This is a genomic window from Vibrio sp. A37 (assembly GCF_059777565.1).
The window spans coordinates 206,193-228,122 of record NZ_JBLNLI010000003.1; the positions used below are offsets into that span (position 1 = coordinate 206,193).

A 21,930-nucleotide genomic window follows, 5' to 3' on the forward strand; every position below is an offset into this window, starting at 1 on the left:
CCAACTCTAGTGATAATTTTGTAACTAGAGGCGAAAAAAGGTTCACAAAGAATGGTTGATTAGTTGTGATTTAGTTGTGAATAAGTTCAAACTTATGGCTACTGAGTAAATAATTAGTAACATTTGTGGTCTGATTCACACAATGAGTTTTTATAGAAATTGTTATGCAGTAAGGTGCTTTATTTTGCTGTTAGCAGCGAATTGCCAATTGATCTTTTCTACAAGAAATAAGTAGTTGTTCATATAAATCAAAGGGCAGAACGTTGTCAGAAATATCTTCAGCGCACTTTCTGCGGTCATGGCCTGATAAATTGTGGTATACATCTTCTGGTAAGTTGCCCGTGTCTTCTGCCCGATACACCAAAGGTTCGGGCTTTAGGTAGTGATTAAGTTTGGTACTGGGTAATCCGCCTTGGTGAAATGCCTCTGCTTTCTTTGCTGATTCAGTGTATGAACTTTCGTTCGAAATTAAGTTTTGTGGCTCGGGGAGGGCAAATTGCTTACGTAATGCTTCGTCTGAATCTTTTTGCTTTTTTATTTGTTGAACGGGGGTATAGTCTCTTACGTCATTCGAAAACATAGACAATAGCAGAGAGAAGTCGGCTCGACGTCCAGATTGAATGGCGTTATTTATATCAGAGCCAACAGTTAGCTCATTAATAATGTCGACTTTGTCTAAGGTATGTATTTGCATTTTTATCTCCGCTTTACAGTTTGTTAGCGGTCAGAAACGATAAAACTTTAGCTTTCACCTCAACATTTTCTTCCTTAAATCCACGCTATTGAATAATTTATTCGGTTTTCATTTCGCGTAAAAAAACGTAAATTGACTCGATTCTATAGATTGAAGTCGCATACTGGTATGCGGTAAATAACCAAAGTGGGTTAAAGTATGAGAAAGCTGATTATTGGGCTTTTGGTGACCGCGACACTCCTGCTAAGTGGGTGTGTTATGGTTCCAGGGCCAGTGGTAGTTAGGCCTTTGCCTAGGGTTGTCGTACTTTAAAACAGTTAATTATCAGATTAAATTAGCAATTTCTCTAAGTGACGCAGGTTCTCTGCGATTTATTAATCATGACTGAAACATGTTTATACAGAATTGCTGACAGAATCTTAACTAATTGAACACTGTTTTTATGCTAAAGTACGGCCTGACTATATTGACAAAGATGTAGGTATAACATGAAAAAATTACTAGCTGGGGTAACTATTGTTGTCGCTTCTTTATTAAGTGGCTGCGTTGTTGCTCCTCCACCTCCAGCGAGAACGGTCATTGTAAAACCGGCTCCTCGAGCAGTAATCGTTCGACCAATGCGCAGAGTCGTGGTGATTTAGTAGGTTTATCTATATCACTATTTTTGCCAGAGTGTCGATATAGGGATATTGGACAATTAACAAAAAAGCCTGCAATTGCAGGCTTTTGCTATATTGTAGAACCTAGCTATTTAGCTAGGTTCTCAGCTACGAATGACCAGTTAACTAGAGCCCAGAAACCGTTCATGTATTCTGGACGCACGTTGCGGTAATCGATATAGTAAGCGTGTTCCCAAAGGTCAACAGTTAGAAGTGGAGTGACACCTTCTTCTGTTAGTGGAGTAGCAGCGTTAGAAGTGTTAACGATGTCTAGAGAGCCATCTGCTTTCTTCACTAGCCAAGTCCAAGAAGAGCCAAAATTGTTGATTGCAGAATCAGTGAATTTTGCTTTAAATTCTTCAAATGAACCGAAAGAAGCGTTAATTGCGTCAGCAACTGCACCTGTTGGTTCGCCACCTGCGTTAGGCGCTAGGCAGTGCCAATAAAAAGTGTGGTTCCAGATTTGTGCTGCGTTGTTGAATACACCGCCAGTTGAAGTTTTGATGATCTCTTCTAGAGACTTGCCTTCAAACTCAGTACCAGGGATAAGACCATTTAACTTAACTACGTAAGTGTTGTGATGTTTGCCGTGGTGGAAATCTAGAGTTTCTGCTGAGATATGAGGTTCTAGTGCGTCTTTAGCGTAAGGAAGAGCTGGTAGTTCAAATGCCATTGCTCGATTCTCCATATAGATGAAAGAGTTAGTACTTTCGATTGCTTCCGAAATTTGTTCTTATTGAGTCAATGTGACCGACTTGCGATACAGTTTAGCAAGTTTTTACTTTATTAAAAGAGAAAAGCGCGGAAATTTATCTTTAAGCTTTCGGCTATAACTTGGTTGCAACTGCACTGGGAATTAAGTTGATGAGTTAGATAGGCTTTTACTGACAAATGAAGCTGAAGTTTAGGGTTAAACCTTAGCTTGTCGCTGAGTAGAACAAAACCTTATTGAATATATGCTTTTTATTCTTGTCTAATGGTTTAAAATAGCAAGATTGAGTGTCGTCCATTTGTACAATGAGGAAGCAATGGAAACTATAGATAAAATTAAACAGCAAATTGCAGAAAACCCAATTCTTTTGTATATGAAAGGTTCTCCTAAGCTACCAAGCTGCGGCTTTTCTTCTCAAGCTTCTCAAGCATTAATGGCTTGTGGTGAAAAGTTTGCTTATGTTGATATTCTGCAAAACCCAGATATTCGCTCAGAGCTTCCTGCTTATGCTCAGTGGCCAACATTCCCTCAATTATGGATTGAAGGTGAGCTAATTGGTGGCTGTGACATCATTCTAGAGATGTTCCAAAAAGGTGAACTACAGCCTCTTATTAAAGAAGCCGCTGCAAAAATCGAACAAGACTCAGAATAATACTGTATAAAATTACAGTTTTTCTTGTTTTAGGGCTACAATTTCAATATTGTAGCCCTAATTATTTCCATTCTATTTATCCTTATGACTCGTCTATTTATCGCTGAAAAACCTAGCCTTGGTAGAGCGATCGCCGCTGCACTTCCCACCCCACAAAAAAAAGACCAAGGTTTTATCCGATGTGGCAATGGTGATGTTGTCACGTGGTGTATTGGCCATTTGCTAGAACAGGTTGAGCCGGATGCCTACGATGAACGTTATAAAAAATGGAATATCAATGATCTACCAATCATCCCGTATCAATGGCAGCTCAAACCGCGTAAAACATCAAGCAAACAGCTAACAGTTATTCGTAAGCTACTCAAAGAATCGACGACAATTGTGCATGCTGGCGACCCCGATAGAGAAGGGCAACTGCTGGTGGATGAGGTTATCGACTACTGCAAAGTGAGCAAAACAAAAAAAGAAAATATCCAAAGGCTTCTGATTAGTGATCTGAACTTGCCAGCGGTTAAAAGGGCGCTTAATGGGATGAGGAGTAACCGAGAGTTTGTTCCTCTATCGGTCTCAGCTTTGGCACGTTCAAGGGCTGATTGGCTATATGGAATGAATATGTCTCGGGCATTTACTTTGCTTGGTCAAAGAGCTGGCTATCAAGGTGTGCTTTCTGTTGGCCGAGTACAAACGCCTGTACTGGGTTTGGTTGTCAGACGAGACGAGGAAATAGAAAATTTTGTCCCAAAAGATTACTTTACTCTGCATGCTTTGATTCCCTATCAGGGCAACCACAGCTCGTTTGATATCCGAGCGAAATGGCAGCCTAGTGAAGCCTGTCGTCCTTGGCAAGATGAAGAAGGTCGAGTGTTAAACCGTAAGCTTGTTGAAAATGTCGCGAGCAGAATTGCGAGCCAACCTGCCACGGTTACAGAATCAGAGCAGAAAAATACCAAACAAGCACCACCACTGCCTTATTCTCTGTCTGCGTTGCAAATCGATGCATCTAAGCGTTTTGGCATGAGTGCTCAGCAAGTGCTGGATACTTGCCAAGCACTGTATGAGAAACACAAACTGATCACCTACCCACGTTCTGATTGTCGCTATTTGCCCAATGAGCACTTTTTGCAAGCTTCAAGCATTGTTGCTGCGATTTTTGGTAATTCACTGCAACTATCAGAATCAGGGAAAGATGCGGATTTGGGTTTGAAATCCAAAGCATGGAACGATAAAAAAGTCGATGCACACCACGCAATAATTCCTACTCCTAAATCAAAGTCAGTTGACGCCTTATCTGTTCAAGAAAGTAACGTTTATCAGCTAATTGCCAGACAATATTTAATGCAGTTTTTCCCTGCTGCAGTTTATGCAGAAAGTAAGCTGGTATTTGACATAGTAGGGGGTAAGTTCGTAGCTCGTGGAAAGAATCTGTCTTCTCCCGGTTGGAGGGCTTTATTGGGTCAGCAAGTCGACGACACCGAAGATAAGGTAGATAAAGTTCCTGCGCTTGAAAAAGGCACCCAGCTTATTTGTCGCGAAGGAGAAATTAAAGACTGTAAAACTGAGCCACCAAGACACTTTACCGAATCAACTTTGTTGCTGGCGATGACAGGAATCGCTCGCTACGTAGAAGATAAAGAGTTGAAAAAAATACTCAAGGAAACCGATGGGTTAGGAACTGAGGCCACAAGGGCGGGCATTTTAGATACATTATTTAAACGCCAGCTACTTACGCGTCAGGGCAAAACTATCTTAAGCACGGAGGCTGGAAAGGGGCTAATCCATGCACTTCCAATCGAGTCTACGTTACCGGACTTAACTGCCCACTGGGAACATCAACTACAGGCGATGGCAGAGAGAAGTCAGCCCTATCAACCTTTTATGGATAAGTTGGTAGAGCGTGTTGGCGAGTTAATGACTCAAGCAAAAACATCGCCTTTACCAGAGTCATTACGCCACTTACCGCAAGTCAAGCGCCCAGCATTCAAGAAAAAGCGTCGGGCTAAAAGTGCTAAAACTGCGAGTAAAAACTGACATCAATTACCAAGGAATGACAGAGCCATCATAGTTGAAGAATTGCCCAGACTGCTCAGTGGAAGCTGAGCTGATCACTTTTGTTAAGCCATTTACGGAGGTTTCCGTATCAATCAGTGCATTAGGCCCACCCATCTCGGTTTTAACCCAACCAGGGTGAAGAGCAAGAACTACAATCCCATCAGGTGCTAAGTCTATGCTCAAACTTTTAACTACAGAGTTTAGTGCTGCTTTCGATGAGCGATAGATGTAGCCACGGCCAGAAGAGTTGTCCGTCATACTACCTACTTTTGAAGAAAGACAGGCAACTTTTTTCACTTGACCTTGCTTGATGAGTGGTAAAAAAGTTTCCACGATCTTCAACGGTGCGATGGTGTTGATTTCTAGTACTTTTCTCCACTCCTCGATATCAGTTTCACCCAGTGAATAACCTGATGGACCATAATATCCAGCATTGTTTATAAGCAAGTCGATAGCTGACAGCTTGCCTGCAATATTAGCGATGGCTTGATAGTCGGTGACGTCGATACAATGACAAGTTAGAGAAGGGTTTTGAGTTGCTAATTCAAGTAACTCCTTGGCAGTATGTTCATTTCTATAGGTAGTGTGAACTTGCCAACCGTTGTTTAAGTAATGTTTCGCGAGCGCTAAGCCAATACCTCGACCTGCTCCTGTGATAAATACGAGACTCATTTACTAGCCCTTTTACTTTGACGTAGAGTGGCCATTGTGCGCGCCAGAATTCGGAAAATCAATATTGAAACAGAGCAGTTGAACAGATAGCATAGCGTTTGTTTTTTATAGTAGGCTCTTCCTTAACCGTATGATTCCATTGGTTTACCATCCTATTTATTCTGATCTCCCACTTCCAGAGGGGCATCGTTATCCCATCAATAAGTATCGACTGCTGTATGAGGAAGTCACCAAGCAGATCGAAAAACAAAGGAATTGGAGCAATGTGTTTCAGTTTTTTCAGCCTCAGACTATGACCGCTGAAGAAGTGTGCCAAACGCATTGTCCTGAGTATGTCTCTCATTTAATGAGTGGCGACATGCCGGCAGCCAAAATGCGCCGAATAGGTTTTCCATGGAGCCAGCAGTTGGTGCAGAGAACCCTTACATCTTCCGCAGGTACTTGTTTAGCGGTTGAACTGGCAATAGAGCATGGGGTTGCCATCCATCTTAGTGGCGGATATCACCATGCTCACTTTGATTTTGGTAGTGGCTTTTGTCTTTTTAATGATCTCGTGTTGGCAGCGAACTATGCTCTAAAGCAAGATTGTGTTGATAAAGTTCTAATTATTGATAGTGATGTTCACCAAGGTGATGGCACCGCGGCACTTTGCGAAAATCGAGCAGATATCGTGACGGTTTCGTTTCACTGTGAGAAAAACTTTCCAGCGCGTAAAGCAAGCTCGAACATTGATATCGATTTGCCAAAAGAAACGTCTGACAATGAGTTTATCGACAATTTTAGCTCTATAGTCGAAATGTCCATCAATTTACACCAACCAGATCTTATCATTTATGACGCTGGGGTCGATATTCATGTTGATGACGAATTGGGCTACTTTCACATTTCTACATCAGCCATTTACCAGCGAGATTGTTTGTTATTTAAATTGGCCAAAGTGAAAGAGATCCCTGTAGCATGTGTTGTCGGCGGAGGCTATCGCTCAAATCATGCCGACCTTGTCCCTATCCATATGCAGCTGATTCAGTCGGCCTTCGACAGTCTATAAAATTACTCCAAAGGTTTATATCAAGTTGCTCAAACTAGACTATCTTGTAAGAACGTGAAAGCAAGTGAGGATATAGCCATGCAGCCAAATCCGATAGTCTGGTTTGAAATATACGTTGATGATTTGCCAAGAGCCAAAACGTTCTATGAATCTGTACTCAATGTTACCTTAGATGCTATTGAAAACCCGACCAACATCGAACTCGAAATGTGGGGCTTCCCTGGAAATACTGAGGAGTATGGAGCGACAGGGGCATTGGTAAAAATGAAAGACGTTAAAGCAGGGGGCAACAGTACCCTTGTTTATTTTGCCTGTGAAGATTGTAGCGTTGAAGCCGCGCGAGTGGAAGCAGCTGGTGGGAGTCTACAAGCACCAAAATTTCCAATTGGGGAGCATGGCTTTATAGCCATAGCAACGGATACCGAGGGTAATACAATCGGCTTTCATTCGATGAATTAGCGCTTTTACCACATTGTGATTTTTATGGCCGGGCATAAACGCTCGGCCTTTTCAACATAGAAGGAACAATATGCAGCACCGTATTCGATCAGCTGGTATTTTACTATCTGAAAGCAAGGTATTAATGCTGAAGGTGAAAGATTTTTCAGGAGAATATTGGATACTACCGGGTGGTGGTTTTGAAGACTGCGATCGTAGTACAAAACAAAGCTTACAAAGAGAATTCGAAGAGGAAACTGGGTTGGCTGTTGAAGTAGGAGAGTTAGTCTGTGTTAGAGAGTTTTTAGAGACAAGCCGTAATCGATATAACGCGGAGTTTTTCTATTTGATAGAAAGCTTCACTGGCCAATTAACGCTATCTAACTTACAGGGATTGAATGATGAGGAATACATTCAATCAGCTCAATGGATTGAAGTCGGTAGCCTAGCGAGTAAACGAATTTACCCAAAGGAATTGGACAGCACGATAATGGAAATGATTAGGTCAAAGCAGTTTTCCACTCACTTAGGTAGTTATGTCCAAGGTAATAATGACCAAATAAACCACCTATAATCAGCATTCTTGTGTCACTAAATTCTTAATTTTCAATTTGTCTTGGATGCCAAGTTGAGGATGCTTGTTAAATTTATTCTGTAAAAGCATGGACAGGATAACGAAGAGAATACTTCTAGCGCCTAAACAGTTCGCATATGAGTCACTATCATAATGCGGTGTTGCCTCTGTTATAGCGCTAGCAGTATTATTTACATGTACGCTATAGGCTTTGATAGAAAAACCTATAGCACAACACTTATTTGCGAGAGTGTTGTACACAGCCAACTGGCATTGTTACCTGCCTCTTCAAATTTTGGGTATCAAATACGAGTTATTCTCACCCATACCTTTGATATGGGATTTTTTATTTATAGAGCTATAAATCATACAATTCAGGGAAGAATTGATGTAACTTTTTTACTTATTTTAATTTTTATAGGATTTTATTATCATTTTTACGGCTTGGCTAGGACTTTTTTTAATAAGTTGGCAAGAACCTCCTGCTCTTGATCTGACAAAGGGCTTAGCATCGATTGCATATTTTTTACGTGCTCCCCTAAAATCTCATTCATTAAATTTGTTCCAGTTTCGGTAAGGGATACTTGGCAACTGCGCCTATCTTTTTCGCTGGCTGAGCGAGCGACTAGTCCTCTTTTCACTAATGATTCCAACCGAGTACTCATAGCACCAGAGGAAAGCATCACTTCTTGGTATAACTCTGTAGGGGTCAAGGAAGCTTGGTTGCGGCGCAATGTCGCTAATATATCGAATTCAACAGAGCTAATTTGAAACTGCTTAAACACTTCTGACAACTGTTTCATCCATAGAGAGCTAACCTTATTTAACCTGCCAACTACGCCCATGCTTGTATAGTCCAAGTCCGGACGAGCGATCTCCCATTGAGAAATAATTTTATCTACGTGGTCTTTCATACCGGTATTCTTTTAATTTATCTTTCTGAAAAGATACTTGATCAAAAATCATATTTCCATTACTTTCTAAAAAGTATCTTTTATGAAAGGTAATCTTTAGAGGAAGTATATTTTGAATAGAACAAGTATTTTGGCTTTGCTACTGACGACTGCTATTGCCCCACTGTTATGGGGCAGCACTTATATTGTTGCGAATAATTGGTTGCCGCCTGATACGCCTTTGTTTGCAGCCTTAGTACGTGCTTTACCTTCAGGGTTGCTGCTTATTGCGGTAACTCGAACATTGCCAAAAGGGAGTTGGTGGGGACGAATAGCAATTCTCGGAGTGCTAAATATCGGTGTGTTTTTTTACGGTTTGTTTTTTGCTGCGATGCATCTTCCCGGGGGAATGGCAGCACTCGTTATGTCTTGCCAACCGATCATCGTTATCTTCATGAGTCGGCTACTGCTTTCGACTCCAATCCAAACCAATCACTTTGTTGCAGTCATTCTGGGTATAGCTGGAATAGGATTACTTGTTCTGAAAGGAAACGCGGCTCTAGACTTTTCTGGTGTGGTAATGGGACTCATAGCTACATCAAGCATGGCGCTGGGAGTCGTGCTGACTAAAAAGTGGGGCCGGCCAAACAACATGAATTTGCTGGCGTTTACGGGGTGGCAATTGGTCTTTGGTGGTTTAGCTCTATTGCCTATTGTGATTCTGGGAGAGGGAGTGCCGAGTTCATTCACTTCTACAAATATCTTAGGGTACGTTTACCTAATAATCATTGGCACTGTATTATGCTATCTCATTTGGTTCAGAGGGATAGAGCGGTTACCTACCATTTCTGTTTCTTTCCTAGGCTTTTTTACGAGCATTTCTGCCTGTACGTTAGCGTATTTGTTCTTTGGGGAAGCGATCACAGGCGTTCAACTAATAGGAGCTTTTGGCGTGTTGATGGCCATTGCTGTGTCAAATAGAAAGCAAAAACCAGGGCTACGAAACACAAATCTGAATCTCAGTGTTAATAGATAAAAAATTCCGCCGAGTAGGCGGAATTATAAGGTTAAGATTTTCTAATTGTGAAACTTAGCTAGCTTGTGTTTTAAGTGTGTTACTGTCTTTAGTTGTATTAAATAACTCATTTGGCTCGCTTAGCTCCTGTTCCAGTAGTTGAGTGCGCCAAGCGGAGTTTACTCCCCAATAAAAGAACACCAAACTTGCTAACGCTACAGCAACCATGCCGTAACCAAACGGCAGGATATTGATACCGCCAAACTGGCTGCTGCCAATGTAAGAAAGAATCATCATTGCCAAGAAATAGCAAAGCATCCATAAGCTAGCAGTCACATGTTTACGAATACCAAACCAACCGCGTTTGGTCTGGAAGTAACCGTAGATAACGAAGCCTAGTAGCAACACAATAATGACTTTGCCTGTCAGCGGCCAACGAGACCAATACAGAACCTCTGATGAAATGGCGAAACCAAGTGGCGCTAGAATATTCAAATATTTGAGGCGGATAGGGCTTACTATCTCTGGTGCAATCTTGCGTAGCGACATTGCAGACATCGGCCCTACGATATAGGTTACCACTGTTGCTGCCGAGATAATGCCAGCCAGTTGTCCCCACCCTCTAAATAGGTAGAGAAAAATAAAACCGATGATTAGGTTTGTCCAAAGAGCAGCACGTGGTATGTGATATTTTGAATGCAGCTTCGCCATGCATTTTGGCATATGGCCGTGTTCGCTCATCGCAAACAACATTCTAGTTGTCGTTCCCATGTATGTTATACCAGTGCCAGTTGGAGAAACGAAGGCGTCGATATAAAGAAGAAGTACAACTAAGTTCAGGTTTAGGGCAATGGCCAACTGGGCAAACGGAGAATTAAAATCAAGGCTCCAACCATGTTTCGCTAGATCAGAGGGCTCTATACCTCCAATGAAACTCACTTGTAATCCTATGTATAGAATAAGAGCGAACACTAGAGTAAAAATGATGGCTAATGGCAAATCACGTTTTGGGTTTTTTGACTCACCAGCAAAGTGCATAGGACTTTGAAAACCGTTGTATGCGAAGACAATCCCTGCTGTTGCAACAGCGGTTAACGCTCCAGCCCAGCCATAAGGTGCAAATGAGTGGTTTACCGCTGTAAAATTACCGGGATGAAAGCCAGCGAGAACAATAGAAGTGACACAGATGACTGGAACCAACATCTTGAAGATAGTGATGCCTGTTTGGGACTTGCTAAATAGGTTAACACTCCAGAAGTTTAGCAAGAAGTAGATGATCATTAGAACAGCTGCAATCGCTAAACCAAACGCCGAAAGAGAGTGGGTGTGCATGTCGAAGATAGTACTGGTAAGTGGTTGTAAAAGGTGCCACTTCCAAGTCGCCATATATTGTACCGATGCTTCTGCTTCTATTGGGATGACAGTCACAATGGAGAGCCAAGTTGCCCACGCGGCCATGTATCCGACAACCGAACCATGAGTAAACTCTAAATAGCGAACAGGTCCGCCAGATTTAGGAAAAATCGTTGATACTTCCATATAAGTAAGTGCAACAATTAAGACGGCAACCCATCCAATTACCCAAGAAGCAATTGCAGCAGGACCAGCTATTTTTGCTGCGTGATAAGCGCCGAACAACCAGCCTGAACCGATCACTGAACCTATGCCTGTCATTGTTAGAGCAACCAGCCCCATTCTTCTTTTGGGCCTAGCCTTGGATTTGTTCATACTCATAAAGTGTATGTCCTTTATTGTAATTATGTTATGTCTGCACGGTAGAGTAGTACTCTAAGCCGTATTGATCGGAAACAACCGAATAATCTGTGGCTGTTTTCCTCGTTATTGGAAAGTAAAAAATATGACTCAACGAATAATGGAGTCTTTAGTGAATAGTTTTTCTATTTATTTTATCTGCATAGCAGCTAGGGTATTTGTTGTGATTTATTTGCTGCTAATGATTATGTGACAGCTCAAAATAAGAGCGAGTAGAATTTATATTTGAGTGTACAAGTTATGTCTCCAACCAGTGTTATTTATAGCTGTCGCATTCCTTGCAATATGAAATTTGTTTGGCATCATTGCCTGCTTAGTGCCAGAAACGTAACACTTTGCATCGCGTTGTGTCAACATGCTAGTGTATTTCTCGTACGATGTACCAGAGCTAGATAGGAATAATTTGGAGGACTATTTGTTGTATTTTTTCGTAAAATTATTCCGAACTTTGTACTATTTATAATTCTTGAGTTTAGTTATATATAAACTAAATAAATGCTCACGATTGGATTGTAATGGATATATTCTTCGTAAGGTTGTTTATTTTAATTCCTACTCGAATAGGGTATTTAATTGATAGGTTAATTAAATTTTAATGAAATTTTGGGGAACGTTATGGCTAAAGGTCAAATTAAGAATGTGGTATTTGATGTAGGGAATGTCTTAGTTAGGTGGTCTCCGCTGGAGATTGCTCGACTCACGTTTGGAGCAGACTCTAAAGCGAGTGAAATGGCACCATTGATCTTCCAAAATGAAATCTGGAGTGAACTCAACAAAGGTAAATTGACAGAAAAGCAAGCCAAGAAGCTGTATGAAACTCAGCTAGGATTACCATCAAACATAGTCAATATGTTGTTTTTTTATATCAAAGAAAGCTTGATTCCAGTTTATGGGAGCCACGATTTACTTTGTAAACTAAAAACAGCGGGCTACAAAATTTTTGCTCTTACCGATAATGTTGTCGAAATTGTCGATTTTTTGCAACAGCGATACGAATTTTGGCCACTGTTCGATGGTGCAATTGTCTCTGCAGAAGAAGGGTGCTTAAAGCCTTCGCAACAAATATACAACCAGCTTTTGGACAGATATCAGTTGAACGCTGAAGAAACGGTATTCCTAGACGATATGATTGCAAATGTTAAGGGCGCACAATCTTTAGGTATACATGCCATTCAATTTAAAGATGTGTTTCAAAGTGAAATAGAATTGAAGGCGCTTGGTATAAAGTTCTAGAGCGTTCTCAAATTGAGCATGAAATACCAAAAGTAGATGGTGTGAAAGTTAACAGCCATCTACTTTCAGCTTCAAACTAACTTGATGCGCCTGCGTGTGGTGACAGGAGTTCAATCTCTCTTTGGGCCCAAACCTCAGCTAGATTATTTTTGACAGTATATTGGCTAAAGTCAGCATCTTTGGCCAATTTTATCCATGAGCTGTTATCTGTCGCTAGACCTGCTTGCAGATATATCGGTGTCATCCTTTCAACACGACGTCGCTTGTCTTTTTGGGTGTAGGGCCATTTCGCCTCTGGGTTGTTGTATTTCGCCATCAACTGAATGCCTGCGAGCAACGAGCCACCTTGTTTATTGGTGTATTCCCAAATATTAATACCAACTTTGTCTCCAATTTGTGCTAGTCCAACTAAAGGCGTTAAGCTGAAGTAGTGGTAATGGTAGGCACGGGTTCTAGCCACTTCATGGGGCTGTGATCCGTCTTTGTTAAACTGGCTATCAATGCGGAACTTGCTTTTTTGAACCATTTGCTTAGCAAGAGGTTCATTGCCCAAGAAGTACGCAATACCTGCAACCTGATAATCATACCAGTTACCGTGATTGTTTTCCGAGTATGCTTCTCCTTTAGGCCCTCCTGAGAGGTCATCGACAATCAGCCAATTGAGATACTGACTGTACCATTGTGTGATATTGGCTTCGTCGTTAGGTGTCCATGATGAAGACTGGGATAATATAGCCACTGAATCCAACATTCTTTCAACCAGTGTTCGGGCATCAATGATTCCGCCTCGTCTACCTTCTGCTACCCCTGGTACACCTTGACCATAGTTTACGTTCGGGTTCATTTTGGTATCGGGATTAATAAACCAAATTCTGACATATTCAACGGCTCGCTGAGCATATTTTTCATCTTGGCTAAAGTAGTAAGCAAGTGCGAGTGCGCGAACTGAGCGGGTAAAATGTCCGATGCGTTTAGAGTCAGTGTCGTTTGTTTTTGAACTAGGATTGGTTTTGCCATCTTTTCTTATCCATGGCAAACCGTCTTTTTTGCTAGTATCCGGCCACCAATAAGGACTGATACTCATATAGTCGTGCTTATTACCACTTGGCGGAACAAAACCTTTATCAGTAACAGAAAATGGACCATCAGTCATCGCGAGATCTGCTTCCTCAACCAACCGAGTGTAAGCTTGTTTCATTGACTCACTTGCGCGCTCTGAAGTGAGTAATTGCCGATTTTGCTCTAGTGTTGATGGTTCTAAGAATACAAATGGTGCAGCGATAGAATTGGCACTTAGTGATAGGGCGATAAGATATAGACTATGTCTAACTTTCATACAAAACTATCCTTGTTTGCTTTCGTTATTGTAAAAAATGCCCAGCAAACGAGTCTATGGGGTGGTTTGCAAGGCATTAATTTGTTCTTTAATGTGTTTATAGTTATTGTGTTCTTTTGTAAGTGTTTACTTACTTCAAAAAGTCTTCACGGGCTGGGTTAAACATATCTAGAAGTACGCTATTGTCTTCCAATGCTACTGCTCCATGCTGCATGTGTTTTTTAGCTAGGAAGGCATCACCAGGTTTCAGGATTTGTTTTTGCCCGTCGACTTCTGCTTCAAAACTACCGCTAACGACATAGCCAATTTGGTCGTGAATTTCATGCGTGTGAGGCGTGCCAATAGCACCTTTTTCAAAGCATACGTGTACGGCCATTAGATCGTCAGTATAAGCAACAATCTTGCGTTTTAGCCCGTCCCCTATATCTTCCCATGGGTGCTCTTGTGAGTTAAAAAATGGATTCATTGAATCTCTCCACAATCATTTTGATTAGATTTGTTAATTTTGAGTGAGGACAGAATATAAGATTTGGATAATTAGTAATACAATATAATTTAATTAATGTGATGATTGTCGACCTAGTGTATGAAGCTAATCTAACTCAACTAGCACAGAACTTCTAGGGTTTATAGATATCAAACGCTTAGCGATAACTGTGATTCTACTCATCATTTTGATTGTGGATGGTGGGATTTTTTGTCTATTTGTATTATTTTATCGAAAGTTTATAAGATCGTTCACTTTAATGGAGAGGATGGCAAATAGAATGAATGTACAACCTTTGTTGCTATCAAAAGATGAAATAGTTGAATTACGTCAAGAGGTGGGCCGATCAAGCTTAATGGGTAAAACCATTGCGGCGCACACAAAAGATCTTGAACGCTTTATGTGCTTGCCTTTAGACGTTCCGGGGCACGGAGAAGCCGGCGGATACGAGCATAACCGCCATAAACAGAATTATACCTATATGAACTTAGCAGGCAGACTGTTCTTGGTGACTCAAGATGAGAGATATGCCCAGTTTGTTAAAGACCTGCTGTTTACTTACGCGGAAAAATATCTCACTTTCGATTATCACGTACAAAAAAATACTAATCCAACAGGGCGTTTGTTCCACCAAATTCTCAATGAGCATTGTTGGTTATTGTTCACCAGCTTAGCGTATAGTTGCGTAGCATCGACCATGACAGAAGACGAAAGAGCCATGGTTGAGCAAAGGCTATTTGAACCTATGTTGGAAATGTTCACCGAAAAGTATTCTTTTGACTTCGACCGTATACATAACCATGGCATTTGGGCTGTTGCGGCAGTCGGTATTTGTGGACTCGCTATTGGTCAAAGAGAGTATTTAGAAAAAGCAGTTTACGGCTTAGACAATAACGGTACTGGTGGCTTCCTCGCGCAGATCTCTCAGTTGTTTGCGCCATCTGGTTATTATATCGAAGGACCGTATTATCACCGTTATGCAATACGACCACTGAGTGTATTTGCTGAGGTGCTACATCGCCACATGCCAGAGTTGGATATATACAACTACAAAGAAGGTGTGATTGGTACGACGGTTAGAGCAATGCTTTCTACTGCCTACCCGAATGGAGAATTTCCTGCCTTAAATGACGCTTCGCGAACCATGAGTATCAAGGATATGGGTGTGCAAGTTGCGGTGAGTTTATATACTCAGCATTACGGCATTGATGACAACATTTTGGGTATGGCCAATATCCAAGATGCGGTATGGATGCATCCATGTGGCCTAACTTTATCTAGAGCCTATGAGGAGGCGACGGAAAAAGGTAAGCAGATTGGTATTCCTTTCTGGCCAAGTGTTGAATTGAATGAAGGGCCAAATGGTGACAAAGGTGCCCAGGGCTTTATCCGTATGAAGGATAAAACAGGTGATGTGTCTCAGTTGGTGATGAACTATGGCCAGCACGGTATGGGGCACGGGCATTTTGACACTTTAGGTATTACTTTTTTCAATCGCGGAGAAGAAGTTCTTAGAGAGTATGCGTTTGCACGCTGGGTTAACGTAGAGCCAAAATTTGGTGGTCGTTACCTAGATGAAAATAAATCTTATGCACGTCAGACTATCGCGCATAACGCCATTTCTATCGATCAAGGTTGCCAAAATAACTTTGATGTCGAACGAGCTGATGGCGTTCATGGTTTGCCTCACTTCTTTAAAGTCGATGATGATAATGCCAAAGGCATGAGCGCGTTTGCTAACGAGCATTACGATGAAGTTCAAGCTCAGCGCAGCGTATTTATGTTGCAACTTGATGAGCTAGATGCGCCATTGTTATTAGATATCTATCGTCTAGATAGTGACGGTGATAAAGAGCATCAGTACGACTATTCTCACCAGTACAATGGTCAAATTGTGCGTACTAATTTTGAGTACGAAACGTCTACAGAACTTGATACTTTAGGTGAAAACTATGGCTATCAGCACTTGTGGAAGGTTGCATCTGGCGAAGTGATTGACACGGCTTTGGTTAGCTGGCTACAAAACAATACCTACTATTCTTGGTTGGGAACCAGTTCAAATCAGGATGAGGAAATTATATTCACTCAATCTGGGGCAAATGATCCAAGTTTCAACCTGCGCAGTGAACCAGCATTCATCATGAGAAGCAAAGGCAAGACAACTGCGTTTGCATCTGTTGTGGAAACTCATGGCTACTTTAACGAAGAGTTTGAACAGTCAGTAAAAGCTCGAGGCTCTGTCCAAGACATCAAACTTGTTGGGCACAATGAGATAGGGACAGTCGTTGAAATCACTACTGATCAGTCAACAGTGACAGTCATGGTTAGCAATCAACCTGACGCGAGCGATGATACTCAACACAATGTCAAACTAGAGTCCGATGAGTACAGCTGGACAGGTTACTATTCACTAAATATTAAATCACGCGTTCAGGAGACAAACTAATGAGCTATCAACCACTACTTATCAATGCTGATGAAGCGGCATCCATGCGTGAAGAGCTGGGTAAAGATAGTTTATTGGGCAAAGCGTTAAGTCGCGATATTCATCAACTTGAAACGTACATATCAGACGTAGGTATTGAAGTTCCTGGGCATGGTGAAGCTGGAGGTTACGAGCACAACCGTCATAAACAAAACTATATTCACATGGATATCGCGGGACGGCTCTTCCTCATCACGGAAAAACAGCAGTATCGTGATTATATCGTTGATATGCTGACAGCGTACGCAAAAAAATACCCAACAATGGAGAGCAATGTTAGTCGGGACTCTAACCCTCCGGGTAAACTCTTTCATCAAACTCTCAATGAAAATATGTGGATGCTTTACGCGTCGTGCGCATACAGCTGCATTTATCATACACTCGACCAAGAACAAAAAAGCCTCATTGAAACAGATTTGTTTAAGCCGATGATCGAAATGTTTGTTGTGACTTATGCTCATGATTTCGACATTGTCCACAATCACGGTCTGTGGGCAGTGGCTGCTGTAGGTATTTGTGGTTATGCAATTAATGACCAAGAATCGGTAGATAAAGCGCTATATGGGCTTAAGTTAGATCGAGTCAGCGGTGGCTTTTTAGCGCAGCTCGATCAGCTATTTTCGCCTGATGGTTATTATATGGAAGGTCCGTATTACCATCGATTCTCCCTACGTCCAATCTTCTTGTTTGCTGAAGCGATCGAGCGCCGTCAACCTGAATTAGATATCTATCACTACAACAATAGTGTGATAAAAACGACCTCTTACGCTGTGATGTCGAGTGCTTTTCCTGACGGTACGCTGCCAGCCCTTAATGATTCATCGAAAACTATTAGTATCAATGATGAAGGGGTGATCCTTGCGACCTGTGCCTGTTATCAGCGCTATGAGCCTACTGAAACGTTGATCAGTATGGCGAATCACCAACAAAATGTTTGGGTTCACGCTTCAGGTGCGAAGCTGTCAAAAGCTGTAGAAAGCGCTGAAGAAATTCGTCCTTTCTTCTGGGGAAGCCTTGCTATGAGTGATGGCCCTGAAGGAGAAAAAGGCGGGGTGGGTATCTTACGTCACCGAGATAAACAAGATGACGATACCATGGCGTTGATGTGGTACGGTCAGCATGGTTCGGATTCTCAGTACCATTCAGCATTAGATCATGGACATTACGACGGCTTACACCTGAGCGTATTTAACCGTGGTCACGAAGTGTTACATGATTACGGTTTTGGCCGCTGGGTGAATGTCGAACCTAAGTTTGGTGGTCGTTATATTCCTGAAAATAAAAGCTACTGTAAGCAGACTGTTGCTCACAACACCGTCACTGTCGATCAGAAAACACAGCACGCTGGTGATACAGCGACTGCTGAAGCCAACTTTGGTAAGAAGCATTTCTTCTGTATCGATGATCCTAAACTGCAAGGAATGGGCGCGGGAATCAGTGAGTATTATGAAGGGATTGATATGCAGCGTCGTGTGTTACTTGCTGATATCGCAGAGTTTGAAAAGCCGTTAGTTATTGATCTTTACCGAATTGATGCGAGTGAAGAGCACCAGTATGATTTGCCTGTTCACTATACAGGACAAATTATCCGCACTGACTTCGAATATCAAGTAGAAAAAACGCTTCGCCCACTTGGTGAAGATAATGGTTATCAACATCTTTGGAAGTTGGGTACAGGTAAAGTAGAATCAAGCTCTTTGGTTACTTGGTTACATGACAATAGCTACTACAGCTTGATTACTAGCGCGACAGAAAATTCTGAAGTAATTTTTGCTCGAACCGGTGCAAATGACCCTTCTTTCAATTTGCGTAGTGAGCCAGCTTTGATTCTAAGACAAAGCGGACGCAAACATGTTTTTGCCTCAGTGCTAGAAACTCATGGTCATTTTGATGAATCAGTGGAAGCATCTGTTGGTGCGCGAGGATTAGTTAAATCTGTCTCTGTGATTGCTGAAACTGAAGAAGCAACGGTGATTAACATCCTGACAACCACTGGTAATAATTATAGGTTGGGGGTCTCCAACTTAGAGAGCCCGTCAGATGAGACAGAGCATCAAGTCAAAGTGGATAGGTATTGTTTTAGTTGGAAGGGAGCGTTTTCTCTTCTGAATTAAAACCTCCTAATATTTATTTAAAAAATAAATAACCCAAAGCCATATTCATAGAGAATGTGGCTTTTTTATTTTACGGACCGGCGATTAGAATGATTAGCGAGAAATCTATTAACCCTAAATATAATGCAGAGGATAAGTAGATAAATGCTTTAAATTATGGAATCATAGCCCACCACATATTCATTGATAAATAATAAATATGTTTTTCGGTTATGTATTTGGCATTCTTTGGTGTGTAGGATGGAATCATCGTGAAAGATAACTTGCTTGTTAGCAATTCGGTTATTGATGATGTTGTAGACTTTGCTGAGCAGATGACAAACCCTGTGCTACTAAAAGATACAGATGGGCGGTACCTTTACGCCAATAGCACGTGTATCGAATTATTTGGTTTGAGTAAGCAAAGCGACTTGTTGGGTATCAACGCCAAAGAGCTTAACAGCAAAATTGAGCATCGCTGGCACAGTGAATACGAGCTAGCAATTCAGTTACTTGATGATTATGTTGTCAATAGTAGGAAGTCTGGACGCGACAATATGCGAGTTATTCCATGTCAAGATGGAACACTTCGAGTTCAAAACATGATCAAGAAGCCAATGGTCAGTCGAGTGTCAGATAAAGTAACGTCAATATTTACTTTTAGTGAAAGCCTTACGGATAACATTGATAGAGTTGCGTTACTTCGTCTTTATATTGAGTTTTATTCATCAAATAAACTCGCAATTAAATATTTTATAAAATATTTAGGCATAGAGAGCCTATTTTTAAAAGCACCGTCATTGAGAGAAATGGAAACGTTACTACTTTTATCACTATATGGGTGTCAAAAGTCAGTATCAAATAAAATGGGAATATCTGTAAGAACGGTGGAAGAAAATATAAGAAAGATAAAACAAGATAAGTTAAAAGATGATTACCTTTGGGTAGTCTTGTTGGAATTAATTAGAAATGATAAACGAAAAATTAAAATTACGTAAAATAATTCAAATTACCATGGCGTCAAATGTATTTGAGTGGTACGAATATATAGTGTTTGCCTATCTTTATTCTGCAATAGGGCATCACTTTTTCTCATCTACGGACCCAGTGTCCTCAGCAATCGAGACATTCGGAGTATTTGCGTTAAGTTACTTAGCAAGGCCTTTTGGTAGTTTATTTTTTGGCTGGCTCTCCGATCTATCTTCAGTTGCAAAGTCTGCCAAGATTGCAATGTTTCTAATGGCGATTCCTCCCATTGCTATCATACTTATCCCAAGCTACGCTCAAATCGGCATATTGGCTCCGGTCCTATTAGTTATTGCTCGGTTGATTCAAGGCTTTGCGGCTGGTGGTGAGCTTCCTGTAACCGCTACCTTTGCTTACAATCACTCTGAAAGCAAATTCAAACGACTGGCTTGTGCACTTGTAAACTGTAGCTCGTTAATTGGTGTGTTGTTGTCGTCTGTGACAGTCACCGTGATGAACTCTCTGCTAACGTCTCAACAGATTATTAATGGTGCTTGGAAATATCCTTTCTATATTGCCATCCCGCTTCTGCTGTTTTTGATTTGGTTACGCAAGGATTTGATGACTTTAGAGCCTGCCAAAACGGTATCGAAGCCAAAACAAAATGTAAAAGATTACCTACAGCTAATTACTGGGCATAAAGTGGAGTTTTTAAAAGGTTTTCTGGTTATTGCTTCTTTGCAAATCTCTTTTTACTTAATGTTTATTTGGATTCCAACCTATTTGCACTTGTTCCTAGCTGTGCCTAAATTGACCGCTTCTGCTTTTAATACAGTAAGTCTTGCTATTATGACCGCAACCGTTATTTTAACGGGAATTGCACTGATCAAATATGATGGTTCCAAAGTTCTCATGCGCTTAATGGCGATAGCGATTGTTATCGTACCTGCACTTTTCTATTTGATGATAAACAACCAAAATTACACCATATTGGCAGTAGTTAGCGTCGTTTTTTCAATACTCATTGGTATCATCGACGCCATTGCTCTGAGCTTCCTAGGGGACTTATTTGAGTCTAGTGTTCGTGGTATTGGAATGAACCTCACCTTTACTCTTCCAGCCGTATTTTTTGGTGGTTTTTCTCCACTTATTGCGACTTGGCTTATCCATAAAACGGGTTGGTTAATGACCCCAGCAATTATGATTGATGTTATTTTGGTCGTGTCGGTACTCGCTATCGCTAAATGTGGGCGTGTATCAAACAGCCGCCAAGCTCTACACAATTAAAGTACTCTACTAACTGAGTAAATGAATGGAGCACTGTATCATAGGCCAGCGCTCCATGTTTTGAACGAAGTAGAGCCCGATTTGCCACCATGGTGTTTATGGTTTCCATGTAGCTTCGATAAAACATATCTGTTATGTCATAAGTATGTATTACCTTCCAAGGAGCTAAAATATTTTCCACTTCGGCTAAGTTTACCGGTGTAAATGTTCCCTTGTCGTCATGGAATGGGTCCTTATTAAACGTTCCATTTGACGAATATTCAAAGATCAGTAAATCGGCATTGGGTTTCGAAAGTTTCGCGAGTTCGTGACACGCGGATTGTTGGTCTGGAAATGCATAAAATGCACAGAAAATAGTAATAAGATCGAACTGTTCTGAAATGAGTTTGCTTGCGTCTATGACGTCCCCAATAATAAACTCGCATTGGCCATAGTTTTTCTTCGCGTAATCGACAGCATTTGGGTCTTTATCAATACCAATAGTTGGCAAGTATTTATTAAGTTCTGCTGCGGTCCCGCCTAGCCCTGACCCTACATCCAAAATATGAGTTTTGTTGTTAAGGTTGATTTTGTTTAACGCGAAGTCTACCGCATGCTTTCCTTCTGGGTGGGTAAAGTCTCCTTTCCTAATTTCTGACAAAAGATGCTTTTTTTGGATGAAACAGTTCATTTTTATCTCTGTATTCGAGTGCTGATCTACTACTGTCGCCACCTAGTCGCGTGACAATTTGCGTGAATTTAAAGATAAATCTGATAATAAATCAATCGATCTTTTCACTATTTAGATAGATTTGATGAATGTATGATGAAGTCGATTTTGCTGTAGGCTCAGGAGGAACAAATCTATGTATATCGTATTCCAAC

At 41.2% G+C, this 21,930-nt stretch carries 20 protein-coding genes; 12 read left to right on the plus strand and 8 right to left on the minus strand.

The genetic code is table 11. The features are described 5' to 3' along the window. Positions 1-190: 190 nt before the first annotated feature. Positions 191-694: a VC2046/SO_2500 family protein gene (locus ACM2FC_RS07045; RefSeq protein WP_498480183.1), complete on the minus strand. Its 504-nt coding sequence runs from the start codon at positions 692-694 to the stop codon at positions 191-193. A gap of 488 nt (positions 695-1,182) precedes the next feature. Here ACM2FC_RS07045 and ACM2FC_RS07050 point away from each other — a divergent pair, with 488 nt between their 5' ends. Continuing rightward, positions 1,183-1,335, plus strand: a complete 153-nt coding sequence (locus ACM2FC_RS07050; protein WP_498480184.1) for a hypothetical protein — start codon at positions 1,183-1,185, stop codon at positions 1,333-1,335. A 106-nt stretch (positions 1,336-1,441) separates the two neighbouring features. Here the strand turns inward: ACM2FC_RS07050 and sodB are convergent, their stop codons facing one another. Continuing rightward, positions 1,442-2,026, minus strand: a complete 585-nt coding sequence (gene sodB, locus ACM2FC_RS07055; protein WP_498480185.1) for a superoxide dismutase [Fe] — start codon at positions 2,024-2,026, stop codon at positions 1,442-1,444. A gap of 355 nt (positions 2,027-2,381) precedes the next feature. Between sodB and ACM2FC_RS07060 the strand changes: the two genes are divergently transcribed. Next, complete coding sequence (locus ACM2FC_RS07060; protein ID WP_498480186.1) at positions 2,382-2,717, plus strand: Grx4 family monothiol glutaredoxin; 336 nt, start codon at positions 2,382-2,384, stop codon at positions 2,715-2,717. An 84-nt stretch (positions 2,718-2,801) separates the two neighbouring features. Further along, positions 2,802-4,745 carry a DNA topoisomerase III gene (locus ACM2FC_RS07065; protein WP_498480188.1) on the plus strand — a complete coding sequence of 648 codons (1,944 nt, stop codon included), beginning with the start codon at positions 2,802-2,804 and terminating at the stop codon, positions 4,743-4,745. 6 nt (positions 4,746-4,751) lie between these two features. Here ACM2FC_RS07065 and ACM2FC_RS07070 read toward each other — a convergent pair whose 3' ends face one another. Then, positions 4,752-5,438: an SDR family oxidoreductase gene (locus ACM2FC_RS07070; protein WP_498480189.1), complete on the minus strand. Its 687-nt coding sequence runs from the start codon at positions 5,436-5,438 to the stop codon at positions 4,752-4,754. A gap of 130 nt (positions 5,439-5,568) precedes the next feature. Between ACM2FC_RS07070 and ACM2FC_RS07075 the strand changes: the two genes are divergently transcribed. The 3 genes from ACM2FC_RS07075 to ACM2FC_RS07085 all read left to right on the plus strand — a co-directional run bounded on the left by ACM2FC_RS07075 (position 5,569) and on the right by ACM2FC_RS07085 (position 7,498). Continuing rightward, entirely contained in the window at positions 5,569-6,486 is a 918-nt protein-coding gene (locus ACM2FC_RS07075; protein WP_498480190.1) for a histone deacetylase family protein, read from the plus strand. 78 nt (positions 6,487-6,564) lie between these two features. Then, on the plus strand, positions 6,565-6,945 hold the full coding sequence (locus ACM2FC_RS07080) for a VOC family protein (protein ID WP_498480191.1): 381 nt from the start codon (positions 6,565-6,567) through the stop codon (positions 6,943-6,945). A gap of 70 nt (positions 6,946-7,015) precedes the next feature. After that, positions 7,016-7,498, plus strand: a complete 483-nt coding sequence (locus tag ACM2FC_RS07085; protein ID WP_498480192.1) for an NUDIX domain-containing protein — start codon at positions 7,016-7,018, stop codon at positions 7,496-7,498. Between the two features lie 437 nt (positions 7,499-7,935). On the opposite strand, the gene ACM2FC_RS07090 is transcribed toward ACM2FC_RS07085, so the two are convergent. Continuing rightward, positions 7,936-8,412 carry a MarR family winged helix-turn-helix transcriptional regulator gene (locus ACM2FC_RS07090; protein WP_498480193.1) on the minus strand — a complete coding sequence of 159 codons (477 nt, stop codon included), beginning with the start codon at positions 8,410-8,412 and terminating at the stop codon, positions 7,936-7,938. A 112-nt stretch (positions 8,413-8,524) separates the two neighbouring features. Between ACM2FC_RS07090 and ACM2FC_RS07095 the strand changes: the two genes are divergently transcribed. Further along, positions 8,525-9,427 (plus strand): EamA family transporter, encoded by a 903-nt coding sequence (locus ACM2FC_RS07095; protein ID WP_498480195.1) that lies wholly within the window; start codon positions 8,525-8,527, stop codon positions 9,425-9,427. A gap of 54 nt (positions 9,428-9,481) precedes the next feature. On the opposite strand, the gene ACM2FC_RS07100 is transcribed toward ACM2FC_RS07095, so the two are convergent. Continuing rightward, positions 9,482-11,140: an APC family permease gene (locus ACM2FC_RS07100; protein ID WP_498480196.1), complete on the minus strand. Its 1,659-nt coding sequence runs from the start codon at positions 11,138-11,140 to the stop codon at positions 9,482-9,484. 654 nt (positions 11,141-11,794) lie between these two features. Between ACM2FC_RS07100 and ACM2FC_RS07105 the strand changes: the two genes are divergently transcribed. Continuing rightward, positions 11,795-12,412: an HAD family hydrolase gene (locus ACM2FC_RS07105; protein WP_498480197.1), complete on the plus strand. Its 618-nt coding sequence runs from the start codon at positions 11,795-11,797 to the stop codon at positions 12,410-12,412. 76 nt (positions 12,413-12,488) lie between these two features. Here ACM2FC_RS07105 and ACM2FC_RS07110 read toward each other — a convergent pair whose 3' ends face one another. Together ACM2FC_RS07110 and ACM2FC_RS07115 are read right to left on the minus strand one after the other, a co-directional pair. Further along, positions 12,489-13,748 (minus strand): alginate lyase family protein, encoded by a 1,260-nt coding sequence (locus ACM2FC_RS07110; protein WP_498480199.1) that lies wholly within the window; start codon positions 13,746-13,748, stop codon positions 12,489-12,491. Positions 13,749-13,878: 130 nt separating this feature from the next. Next, complete coding sequence (locus ACM2FC_RS07115; protein WP_498480200.1) at positions 13,879-14,214, minus strand: cupin domain-containing protein; 336 nt, start codon at positions 14,212-14,214, stop codon at positions 13,879-13,881. Between the two features lie 301 nt (positions 14,215-14,515). Between ACM2FC_RS07115 and ACM2FC_RS07120 the strand changes: the two genes are divergently transcribed. From ACM2FC_RS07120 to ACM2FC_RS07135, 4 genes are all read left to right on the plus strand, one after another. Beyond that, on the plus strand, positions 14,516-16,681 hold the full coding sequence (locus ACM2FC_RS07120; RefSeq protein WP_498480201.1) for a heparinase II/III domain-containing protein: 2,166 nt from the start codon (positions 14,516-14,518) through the stop codon (positions 16,679-16,681). Continuing rightward, positions 16,681-18,834 (plus strand): heparinase II/III domain-containing protein, encoded by a 2,154-nt coding sequence (locus ACM2FC_RS07125; protein ID WP_498480202.1) that lies wholly within the window; start codon positions 16,681-16,683, stop codon positions 18,832-18,834. Before ACM2FC_RS07120 ends, ACM2FC_RS07125 begins: the two co-directional genes overlap by 1 nt. 251 nt (positions 18,835-19,085) lie before the next feature. Further along, entirely contained in the window at positions 19,086-19,811 is a 726-nt protein-coding gene (locus ACM2FC_RS07130) for a PAS domain-containing protein (RefSeq protein WP_498480203.1), read from the plus strand. Next, positions 19,783-21,066 carry an MFS transporter gene (locus tag ACM2FC_RS07135; protein WP_498480204.1) on the plus strand — a complete coding sequence of 428 codons (1,284 nt, stop codon included), beginning with the start codon at positions 19,783-19,785 and terminating at the stop codon, positions 21,064-21,066. The genes ACM2FC_RS07130 and ACM2FC_RS07135 overlap by 29 nt, the downstream gene beginning before the upstream one ends. Here ACM2FC_RS07135 and ACM2FC_RS07140 read toward each other — a convergent pair. Continuing rightward, positions 21,020-21,736, minus strand: a complete 717-nt coding sequence (locus tag ACM2FC_RS07140; RefSeq protein WP_498480205.1) for a class I SAM-dependent methyltransferase — start codon at positions 21,734-21,736, stop codon at positions 21,020-21,022. The genes ACM2FC_RS07135 and ACM2FC_RS07140 overlap by 47 nt on opposite strands. Positions 21,737-21,930 lie beyond the last annotated feature (194 nt).